The following is a 9,670-nucleotide window of genomic DNA, read 5'->3' as shown; positions in this document are numbered from 1 at the left end:
ATGCTCTAAAAGTGCGGCAAAATAATCAACTTAAAACCACGCCCCGTGATCAAGCGGGGCGTGGTTTTTCATTCCCAAGCTCTTTGCTCACTTCCGTGTGAAGATCACCGGAGGACCGCATTCACAGGCCTTGCCATTGTCCCAGGCCACGCCTTCGAGCTTGAAGTGATTCGCATCGATGAAGGTGTAGGTGGCGCCGTGCATGTGCTTGTCCTTCTTCGCATTCAGGCCGGGTGTGGGTGCCAGGTCAAAGGTCAGCGAGTTCGCCGTGCTCTTCGTTAGGTGCATTCTCGGCTGGTTCCGCAGCATGCAGTAGTGCGTCATCGTGAGCTTGCCGTTCACATCGTGATAGGTGCTCAGCATCTCCATCGGCGTGCCGCCAGCGAACCGCTCCTCCACCACCGAACCTCCCGCGATGAGCCGAAACTCCGTGTTCATCTTGCCCATCTGAGGGGATTCAGCCGACCACTTGCCCACCAGGGACTTCATGCGCTCAAAAGCCGCCGACCCCTTGTAAGGCGGCATCTCGGGGTGGGGGTTGGCAGCGGCGTCAGCCGCCTTGGTCTGCCCAGACTGACAGGAGCTCAGCGAGCCAAGGGCGATGAGAGAGAGGAGGAGAATGTGTTTCATAGTCGTAGACGTTGAGTTGATGGTTTTGAAAAGCCCCACAGCTCCAATAGCAGCAGGTTCATGGTGACGACGAACAGCCCTCCGGCGCGAGGACAGGTTTTTGAAGTTTTTCAAAAATGTATTCAAGCCTGCCCAAAACCTCCCTCCCACAGTTTCAGCCGTTGCCTCAGGCAGACCGGCGTGCATCAATAGCGCGTGGCTGATTCGCTTCCTCCTATTCTTACCATGGCTGGCTCGGACTGCTCCGCAGGCGCGGGCATCCAGGCGGACCTGAAGGCCATCTCAGCCCTGGGCTGTTATGCGCTCACGGCTCTCACCAGCGTGGTTTCGGAGACTCCAGGGAAGGTGTCCATCGTCCGGTTGCTGGATCCGGAGTTCATCGCGGATCAGATCCGGCTGCTGTTTGAGGCCTTCCCCATCCAGGCGGCCAAGACCGGCATGCTCGGCGGTGTGGCGCAGGTAGAGGCGGTGGTGCGCACCTGGAAGCAATTCGCGGGCGAAGTGCCCCTGGTGGTAGACCCCGTCATGGTGGCCACCAGCGGCGGGAAGCTGCTGGAAGACGAAGCCGTCCAGGCCGTGAAATCCCAGCTCCTGCCTCTGGCCACCCTCATCACCCCGAACATGGACGAGGCCGAGGTGCTCTGGGGCAGGCCCGTGACCACGCGAAAGGAGATGGAACGTTGTGCCAATGACCTTTCGCAAACCTTCCAGACCAGCGTGCTGGTAAAGGGCGGCCACCTGCAGGATGACAGCGCGGACGATGTGCTCTGCACGGCAGATGCCATCATCTGGCTGGAGGCCCAGCGCACCCACGGCGTGCAGACTCACGGCACCGGCTGCACCTACTCCGCCGCCATCGCTGCCGCCCTGGGGCAGGGCTTTCCGCTGGAGGCCGCAGTCGAAGAAGCCAAAGATTTTGTCAGTCGCGCCATTGCCGGACACTTCGCCTGGGCGCATCATGCGGGCACCGTTCATGCTCTAAACCACCTGCATCAGGATCACGATAGCGAAAACGACTCCGATTACGAATGAACCTCTGCCCCTGGATCGCCCTGGCTGCTGCTCTCCCCGCCCTGCTCCAGGCCGAGGCAGACACCGCCGCTCCCGTGAAGATCGAGGGCATCTCCCAGGCCGCCGTTCAGAATGCCTTCCAGATCCTCCGCAGCGAATACATCCGCTCCGGCGACCTGAACTTTGACGAGCTGAACCGCGCCGCCCTCCAGGGTTTGCTGGAGCGTCTCGACCTCGGTGCCGGGCTGGTCCGCAAGATCGAGGCCCAGCGCCCAGACATCCCCACCGGCGTCATCGCGGAAAAGCTGACCCCGGAGATCGCCTTCCTGCGCCCGCAGTCCTTTGCCCCGGAGGAGGCCACCCAGCTCCTTACGAAGCTACGCGAGTTCGCTGAGGCCAAGGTGCCAAACCTCATCCTGGATCTCCGCAGTGGCGCTGCCCCCGGTGATTTTGAGATCGCCGCCTCCATGCTGGAAGGGTTCCTGCCGGAGGGAGAGGTCATGTTCAAGCTGAAGCAGGTCGGCCGCGAAAGCGCTCAGCTCTTCATCAGCCACGCCAAACCTCTCTGGACCTCCCCGCTGCTCGTCCTGGTGGATGAGGACACCAGCAACCTGGGCGAGGCGCTCGCCGCCGTGCTCCAGCAGCGGAAGCAGGCCATCGTCCTCGGCAGCCGCACCCGCGGCGCCACCGTCCGCTACGAAACCCGCCCGCTGGATGATGTCTGGCTCATGCGCTACGCCCGGGCTGAGATGCTGCTCCCGGACGATACCTCCCTGTTTGAAAAAGGCATCCGCCCTGACTTCTCCATCGACCTCCCCGCCGGGGCCAAGCTGGCGCTCTTTTCCCAGGACAAGCGCCCCCAGCTCAAGCAGACCATCTTTGACCAGTCCCGCCCCCGCTACAACGAGGCCGCCCTGGTCGCCCGGAAGAACCCTGAGCTGGAGGAATACATCCGCCGCAGCACCGGCGGCCCCGCCAACATGGCCGACTCCAACACCCAGGCCCACGATGCCGTCCTCCAGCGCGCCGTGGACATCCTCGTTACCCGCGCCCATCTGGATGCAGTCGACCTCCACTGGGATGCCCGGCCCGGAGAGGCTCCCCCCACCGTCCGCAAGGCCACCCGCGCCCCTTGATTTAGCCTCGCTTGATCTGATATGATCCCCGTCACCGTTCCTTCCATCGTTACCATCCTCGGCCAGCATAGCGACCGCACCTGGCACGCCTCCCTGCCCAATGGCAAAAAGGTCATCGCCTTCCGCACTCTGGATGAGGACACCCTGCCCCTCGCCATTGGCGACCTCGCCCACGTCGAACTGAATGTTGGCGACTTTTCCCAGGCTCACGTGTTACTCAGCCCCTCCGAAGGCCAGTTTGTTTGAGAAATCCGGCATTCGTATCCGCCCTTGCCACCTCGAAGCCGTATCTTAGACTGATTGCCCCACCCGCGCCCATGGAGGACGACACGCCCAAAGACATCCCCGAAGACATTGTGAAGGAAGCCTCCGGAGGCATCCCCACGCGCAAGACCTTGATCGAGCGCTTGGACAACTGGTCTGACTGGTCCAGCTGGGACGAGTTCTACCGCACCTACTCCGGCTTCGTCTTCCACGTCGCCCGCAAGTCCGGCCTCAGCGATGACGAATCCAGTGATGTCGTGCAGGAGACCTTCATCGGCGTGGCCAAGAACCTTCAGAAGAAGAAGTTTGATACCAGCCTCGGCTCCTTCAAATCCTTCCTCCTCAATCAAGCCCGTTGGCGCATCCTCGACCAGTTCCGCCGCCGCAAAAAGCAGCAGAGCCGCGAAGCCAACCTGCACTTTGACGAGACTGAAGAGCGCCGCACCGCTCCCATCGAGCGCTGCGCGGATCCGAACGGCATGGCCCTGGAGAAGCTCTGGGACAAAGAGTGGCAGGACCAGGTCATGGACATCGCCCTGCGCCGCGTCCGCGCCCTCGTCTCCCCCCGCCAGTTCCAGATCTTCTCCTGCTACGTCCTCAAAGGCTGGAGCCCCGAACGTGTGAAAAAGGAACTGGGGGTCAACGCCGCCCAGGTCTACCTCGCCAAGCACCGCGTCGGCCGCATCCTCAAGCGTGAGGCTGCGAGGCTTTCGAGCGAGGATCAGTGAGGTCCCTCGTAGCTTAGCGGCTGGCGTGAGCCTGCCGTCTCTGGAGACCTATGGTCAGGTAATCGGCTCATGAATTTCATGGGGAAGCGTGTCGGATAACTGGCACGTTCATCAGGGCCCTTCGGCACAGATACAACTCCGCCAGGAGGCTCAACCAGAATGCAACCGCATACGGCAGCCCGCTTGGAGGCGGATATCCAGGAATTTGGCGACGAATGATGACCATGATGATAACCAGCGCCCAAATGTAAGCAGCTACCCTGCGCCACTTACCACAAAGGGCCAACACGGCAACAAACCCAACCACGGCAAGGAAGAACAAACCCAGCCGCACTGGCTCAAGGCGGTCCCATAGCTTGGTTTCAGGCGAGACCAGATACGTGGTCATGGCGGGCGATGAAAACCACGTGCAATAAAGATAGGAGACGATGGCAACAAGCGCACCGACCAGAAATGGCCGTCGACTCATAACTTAGTATGTTTCTTCTTCACCTTCCGCTTCGGAGCCACCTTCATTGATCCCTCCAACTGCTGCTCCGTCGTGGTCAGAAACGTCTCCAGCGCACTCTCAGCATCGATCTCCATCCGTCTGGCGAGTTCCATCAGCCACCAGAGGCACTCGCCAATCTTGTGCTCCAGCCCATCAGCCGCGCCTTTCTCCACCGGCCAGCGACCCTGCTGCGCCATCGTCAGCCGGCCGACCAGCCCCGCGTCCGTCAGAAAGGCCAGCGCATCCTCCTCCACCGTCCATTCACGGCCATGGTGCTTTAGCTCCAGTTGATGATAAGCCTCCCGGATCTTGCGTGATCTCGCCACGGCCTGGCTCAAGGTAAGTTTCTTCATAACGATGAATTTCTACAATGTCAGCCTAACAAAAAATGCCTCGCGGATCACCGGAGTTCAAACTTCACCGTGACCGTCGCTGTATACTCCAGCTTCTCAAACTCCGCTCCCTGGTCCTGGGCAAAGAGGGGCTGGGAGATGCTGTTGGAGATCAGCGTGCCCCAGCCATTTTGGGACGCACCTTCCCGAATGGCCAGCAGCGGGCCGAGATCCGCCCCCGCCTCTTTCGCCAGGAAGGTAGCCTTCTCCCTGGCCGCGGCCATGGCCGCCAGCAGCGCTTGTTTTCGGAGTTCCGCATGCTTGGAGGAACGCAGATCCACCTTCACCGTCTCAATCTGGTCATCAGCCAGCAAGACCGTCTCCAACGCCTGGCGTTTGGAAAGGTCGGAGATCTCCACCACAGCAGCTCGTTCAGCGTAGAAGCCCTTGAAGACACGGGTCTCGCGCGCGTTCTCGTAGTGCTTGCCGGAGGCAATGCCGCTGAGTCGCAAAGCCTCCGCATCCAGACCTCCTTGCTTCAGCCGATCCCGGAGGGATGCCGTGGCGGCATCCAGGGCCTTGGAGGCATCCGCCAGGGAGGCTGCCTCACCACGAATCTTGATCTGCCATGAGGCTCGATCCACATCCGCGGAAATTTGAGACGTCGCATCCACCTCAATGTGTCGCCGGATATCGATCTGCTGCGCTCCGGCAGTGGAACCCAAGAGTGCTAGGGAGGCGAGAGTGAGAAAAAGAAGTCTCATGATGATCTGGAAGGTTTGCTGATTCGACCAAGGGCCTGATGACCAGCGTCATTATCCACAAAGTGCGGTGACTTGGGCAACTCAAACCCAAACCCCGCGACGGTAAACTTTCCGCCCCCATCCACGATAAACCCCTTCCGTCCTCCTCATCGCCAACTCACCACCCCTCTCTCCAACCCGACTCATCAATCAAAAATCGTAAAGCATAAATGCCCACCCCTCTCCGCATCACCAAAGCACCGAAACACGCCGCGTGGGCATGAGGTGGCATCCCCCATGCGCCGTAATGGTTTCTTCCATCGTTTCGTATTCTCAAATCATGCGCCCGCTGCTCACCACCCTCGCTGTGCTTTCCGCGTGTTCCTCGGCCCTCTTCGCCGTGGAACCCGTCACGAAGAAAGTCGACCTCCTGGAGGTCATCAAATCTGGCAACGTGGATCACCACGTGAATCCAAAGGCGGATTTTCATGATGATCCCAAAGACATCTGGACCTTCGCCAAGGACGGCACCTTCAACATCAGCGGCCGTGGTTACGGCTATGTGTCCACCAAGGACATCTACAAGGACTATCACCTCGTGCTCGAATTCAAATGGGGCACCAAGACCTGGGGCAAGCGCGAGAAAGCCGCGAAGGACAACGGCATCCTCCTCCACGGCTACGGCCCGCATGGCGCGTATGGGGATACCTGGATGGCCAGCATCGAAGCCCAGATCATCGAGGGCGGGGTAGGGGACATCCTCGTGCTTTCGCCCAAGCTCGCAGACGGCACCGAACTCACCACCAGCCTCAGCTCCGAGTATGCGCTCGACCGCGACAAAGAAAAAATCTGGAAGAAAGGCGAGCCCCGCCAGACCGTCACCAAAGGCCGCATCAACTGGAAAGGCCGCGATGAAGACTGGGCGGATAAAGTCGGCTTCCGTGGCAAGAACGACGTCGAGTCCCCTCCCGGCGAATGGAACCGCCTCGAGGTCATCGCCAAGGGCGATACCCTTCAATACTTCGTCAATGGAGCCCTCGTGAACGAGGCCTTTGATTGCAAGCCTGCTGAAGGCAAGATCCTCCTCCAGACCGAAGGTGCCGAGATGATCGTGCGTCGTTACGAGCTTTATCCCTTGGGCGAGTTCAAAGAGAAGTGGAGCGCCATTCAAGCCAGCGGCGGCAGTGATGTCAGCGTGCGTGATGGCCAGGAGAAAGCCCTTTCTCCCGAAGAGTCCCTGAAGCAGATCCAGCTCGATGGTCCCTATGAGGCCCGGCTGGTCGCTGCCGAGCCTCTCGTGCTCGATCCCGTGGAAGTCACCTGGGATGAAAAAGGCCGCATGTTCGTCGCGGACATGCGTGACTATCCGTTAGGCCCGCCGAATGCCGGAGATCCCTGGCTCTCCCGCATCCAGCTCCTCACGGATGAAGATGGTGATGGCCGCATGGACAAGGCCGTGACCTTTGCCGATCACATGGACAACGTGCAGGGCCTCCTGCCTTACAATGGCGGCCTCATCGCCACCACCCGCAGCCAGATTCTCTTCCTCAAAGACACGAATGGCGATGGCAAGGCCGACGAGATCAAGCCGCTGATCAAAGGCTTCAACCCACGCCACAGTCAGCTCCAGGTCAGCGCCCCGCGCTGGGGTCTCGATGGCTGCGTGCACTTCAACAACGGCCTCGATGCCAAGGAGATCTATCCCGTAGAACGAGTTTTCCAACTCGTTCCCGGCGAGCCCAAGCAAGCCGGAAAAGTCGATCTACCACCCACCAACGTCTCCAGCTCCAACTTCAAATGGAACCCCAAGACCGGCGAGATCACCCCCACCGGTGGCAAAGGCCAGTATGGCGGCGCCTTTGATGACTTCGGCCATCACTTCTACTGCTCGAACCGCAACCCGCTCATGTTCACCGTCATGCCGTATGAGGCCATGTCACGGAATCCCCATGCAGGCATCACTCAGAACTTTGAGGACATCGCTCCCGCCGGTGCCGAGACCCGCGTGTTCCCGCTGAAAATCACCCACACCACCGCAGACGCCCACGCCGGCACAAACACCGCTTGTTCCGGCCTGGGTGTCTACCGTGGCGATGTCATGCCTGAGCTGAAAAACAACGTCTTCGTGCCCGATCCCACCGGCCAGCTCATCACCCGCTACAAGGTCGAGCCGAATGGCGCGAGCCTCAAAGCCACCCGCGTCGGTGACCGCACCGAGTTCTTCCGCAGTAGCGATGAATGGAGCCGCCCCGTGAACTTCACCACCGGCCCCGATGGCGCCATCTACGTCTGTGACATCTACCGCCGCTGGATCGACCACGCCCGCTTCTTCCCCGAGGAGTTCGTCAAAGCCCACGACATGCGCCAAGGCGAAAACGAAGGCCGCATCTGGAAGATCGTGCCGAAAGGCACGAAGCAAAGTACTCATGGGCTTCAGCCCGTGAAAGCCCCCGAAAAACTCGAAGACCTCGTCGCCTGGCTCGGAAACGAAAACGCCTGGCAGAGGGAGACAGCGCAGAGGCTCATCATGGAAAAGCCGGAGGTGGACGCAGAACCAATGGCAGCGAAACTCAAGGGACTGGACTTCACCAAGATCGAAGCTGTGCATCTAACTTGGTTGCTCAACGCCAAAGGAACCAATCAGCAGTTCATGGATTCAGTCGTGGTGCCTTTGCTAACTTTTTTGGATAAGCGTAACCCAGCGAAAACAGGCATTGGAATGCTTCTGCTTGATGAAGGGGAGGATCACTACATCGAGAACGCCCTCCAATGCATTTCAGTCAGAAGCGATCTTCCGAGTGAACTAAAGAAAGCAGCCTTGATTCTGCTATCTGCGCCCAACAGATCTGCGTTGATGGCAGCTTTGTATGCCGATACCAAGACTCCTGGCGTCACTGATTTCATGGCCCGCGCCGCCGCCATGACGATGGCGGGCGATGGTTGGCTGTATAAAGCCATTCTCATTCAAAGCCCCTCCTCCTCGGGACAGCTCATACATCAGTATCTAACCACCCTCACCGATTTCCAAGCTGCCACAGGGGCATCTGATGCTCAACCCGCTGCTGCCTTCGCAGCAAGAAGTGAGTTTATCTTGGCTGCGGCCAGACAATCCTCGGCCGCTGCCGATTCTGAGGACATTCATCATCTGTTCCAATCATTTGAGATCGAACCCGGAAAACTCGATTGGTGGAAATCAGCATTGTTGCGTGGAATCGCCGAAGGTCTTCCAAGATCCGGCGGCAAACTCGGCGTGAAAACCCTGGCCGAGTTCATCGCCAAGCCACCCAAGGGCTTTGAAGCAGCCGCCAAAGAAATCGCCGCGCTTCAATCCAAGATCGACGAAGTCATCGCCAATCCCAAGTCACCCCTCGAGCAACGTCTCGCCGTGCTGCCACTGCTCGCCTCACGCAAATGGGACGCGGTGAAACCCACGGTGCAAAGTTTGTTAACCACCAACCAGCCTGCGGAACTTGTGACCGCCACGCTGGCCCTGATGAAGAAGTTCGCCATCACCAGCACCGCGCCGCTCATCTATGAACTGCTTCCCAAGGCCGGCCCTGCGCTGAAGCGCGACCTTGTGCCCATGCTCACCGGCAATGCAGGCACAGCGCTCGATCTCTTCAAGCGCATGGACAAGGGCGAGTTCCCCAAAGCCTGGGTGGATGTGGAAACCCGCTGGCGCTACCAGCGCGGCACCGGCGAGATGGCCGACCTCGCGAAGAAGCTGTTCGGTGAAGCGAACAGCAATCGCGCCGCCGTCGTCAGCAGTTACATGGAAGCCACCAAGCATGCGGGCGATGCCAAGAAAGGCCAGGCGGTCTTCGCCACCATCTGCATCACCTGTCATAAGCACGGCACCCTCGGCGTCGATGTCGGCCCGCCCCTTTCCGATGTGAAGGCCAAGCCACCGGAAGCCCTGCTTGCGGACATCCTGGATCCGAACCGCATGTTCGAGGCCCGCTGGAGCTCCTACCAGATCACGATGAAGGACGGCCGTATCCTCAGCGGCCTCATTCAAAGCGAAACCGGCGATGCCGTCGTGCTCGCCATGATGGGCGGCATGAAGGAAACCCTCCAGCGCGATGCCATCCAGGAAATGAAGAGCCTCGACCGCACCCTCATGCCCGACGGCCTCGAAGCCGCCATCACCAAGGAGCAGATGGCAGACCTCCTCGCCTTCCTCAGCGGCAAGTGACGTAAAACGAACTTTCCAGTTCGTTCTCCCCGATCGCGCGCCAAGCCCAGGATGCCGTAGACCTCAGAGTGCACGGGGGACAGCTGTAAAACGAACTTTCCAGTTCGTTCTCCCCGATCGCGCGTCAAGCCCAGGATACCG

The 9,670-nt window shown here is 59.9% G+C and carries 9 protein-coding genes; 5 read left to right on the top strand and 4 right to left on the bottom strand.

Annotation, left to right across the window (positions count from 1 at the left end; translation table 11 throughout):
• Window positions 1-87: 87 nt before the first annotated feature.
• A complete protein-coding gene (locus BGE01nite_RS28160) occupies window positions 88-630 on the bottom strand; it encodes a hypothetical protein (protein ID WP_146856179.1) in 543 nt (180 codons plus the stop codon).
• Between the two features lie 225 nt (window positions 631-855).
• Here BGE01nite_RS28160 and thiD point away from each other — a divergent pair, with 225 nt between their 5' ends.
• From thiD to BGE01nite_RS28140, 4 genes are all read left to right on the top strand, one after another.
• Window positions 856-1,662, top strand: a complete 807-nt coding sequence (gene thiD, locus BGE01nite_RS28155) for a bifunctional hydroxymethylpyrimidine kinase/phosphomethylpyrimidine kinase (protein ID WP_146856178.1) — start codon at window positions 856-858, stop codon at window positions 1,660-1,662.
• Complete coding sequence (locus tag BGE01nite_RS28150) at window positions 1,659-2,777, top strand: S41 family peptidase (protein ID WP_146856176.1); 1,119 nt, start codon at window positions 1,659-1,661, stop codon at window positions 2,775-2,777. Before thiD ends, BGE01nite_RS28150 begins: the two co-directional genes overlap by 4 nt.
• A gap of 21 nt (window positions 2,778-2,798) precedes the next feature.
• Window positions 2,799-3,023, top strand: coding sequence for a hypothetical protein (locus BGE01nite_RS28145; RefSeq protein WP_146856174.1), 225 nt, complete (start codon window positions 2,799-2,801; stop codon window positions 3,021-3,023).
• A gap of 71 nt (window positions 3,024-3,094) precedes the next feature.
• The gene (locus BGE01nite_RS28140; RefSeq protein ID WP_146856172.1) at window positions 3,095-3,769 is read left to right on the top strand and encodes a sigma-70 family RNA polymerase sigma factor; all 675 of its coding nucleotides are present in this window, start codon (window positions 3,095-3,097) and stop codon (window positions 3,767-3,769) included.
• Between the two features lie 76 nt (window positions 3,770-3,845).
• Here BGE01nite_RS28140 and BGE01nite_RS28135 read toward each other — a convergent pair whose 3' ends face one another.
• From BGE01nite_RS28135 to BGE01nite_RS28120, 3 genes are all read right to left on the bottom strand, one after another.
• Window positions 3,846-4,157, bottom strand: coding sequence for a hypothetical protein (locus tag BGE01nite_RS28135; protein WP_146856171.1), 312 nt, complete (start codon window positions 4,155-4,157; stop codon window positions 3,846-3,848).
• A 77-nt stretch (window positions 4,158-4,234) separates the two neighbouring features.
• A complete protein-coding gene (locus BGE01nite_RS28125; protein ID WP_146856169.1) occupies window positions 4,235-4,612 on the bottom strand; it encodes a nucleoside triphosphate pyrophosphohydrolase family protein in 378 nt (125 codons plus the stop codon).
• A 47-nt stretch (window positions 4,613-4,659) separates the two neighbouring features.
• The gene (locus tag BGE01nite_RS28120) at window positions 4,660-5,355 is read right to left on the bottom strand and encodes an SIMPL domain-containing protein (RefSeq protein WP_146856168.1); all 696 of its coding nucleotides are present in this window, start codon (window positions 5,353-5,355) and stop codon (window positions 4,660-4,662) included.
• A 319-nt stretch (window positions 5,356-5,674) separates the two neighbouring features.
• Between BGE01nite_RS28120 and BGE01nite_RS28115 the strand changes: the two genes are divergently transcribed.
• A complete protein-coding gene (locus BGE01nite_RS28115) occupies window positions 5,675-9,529 on the top strand; it encodes a PVC-type heme-binding CxxCH protein (protein WP_146856166.1) in 3,855 nt (1,284 codons plus the stop codon).
• Window positions 9,530-9,670 lie beyond the last annotated feature (141 nt).

This window comes from Prosthecobacter gellanilyticus (assembly GCF_007992435.1).
Taxonomy (GTDB): domain Bacteria; phylum Verrucomicrobiota; class Verrucomicrobiia; order Verrucomicrobiales; family Verrucomicrobiaceae; genus Prosthecobacter; species Prosthecobacter gellanilyticus.
This window is presented reverse-complemented; position numbering and strand designations above follow the sequence as displayed.

Coding starts and splice junctions, on each gene's coding strand:
- BGE01nite_RS28120 (WP_146856168.1), bottom strand. CDS start 5,355: ATGAGACTTCTTTTTCTCACTCTCGCCTCCCTAGCACTCTTGGGTTCC.
- BGE01nite_RS28140 (WP_146856172.1), top strand. CDS start 3,095: ATGGAGGACGACACGCCCAAAGACATCCCCGAAGACATTGTGAAGGAA.
- BGE01nite_RS28145 (WP_146856174.1), top strand. CDS start 2,799: ATGATCCCCGTCACCGTTCCTTCCATCGTTACCATCCTCGGCCAGCAT.
- BGE01nite_RS28135 (WP_146856171.1), bottom strand. CDS start 4,157: ATGACCACGTATCTGGTCTCGCCTGAAACCAAGCTATGGGACCGCCTT.
- BGE01nite_RS28160 (WP_146856179.1), bottom strand. CDS start 630: ATGAAACACATTCTCCTCCTCTCTCTCATCGCCCTTGGCTCGCTGAGC.
- thiD (WP_146856178.1), top strand. CDS start 856: ATGGCTGGCTCGGACTGCTCCGCAGGCGCGGGCATCCAGGCGGACCTG.
- BGE01nite_RS28150 (WP_146856176.1), top strand. CDS start 1,659: ATGAACCTCTGCCCCTGGATCGCCCTGGCTGCTGCTCTCCCCGCCCTG.
- BGE01nite_RS28125 (WP_146856169.1), bottom strand. CDS start 4,612: ATGAAGAAACTTACCTTGAGCCAGGCCGTGGCGAGATCACGCAAGATC.
- BGE01nite_RS28115 (WP_146856166.1), top strand. CDS start 5,675: ATGCGCCCGCTGCTCACCACCCTCGCTGTGCTTTCCGCGTGTTCCTCG.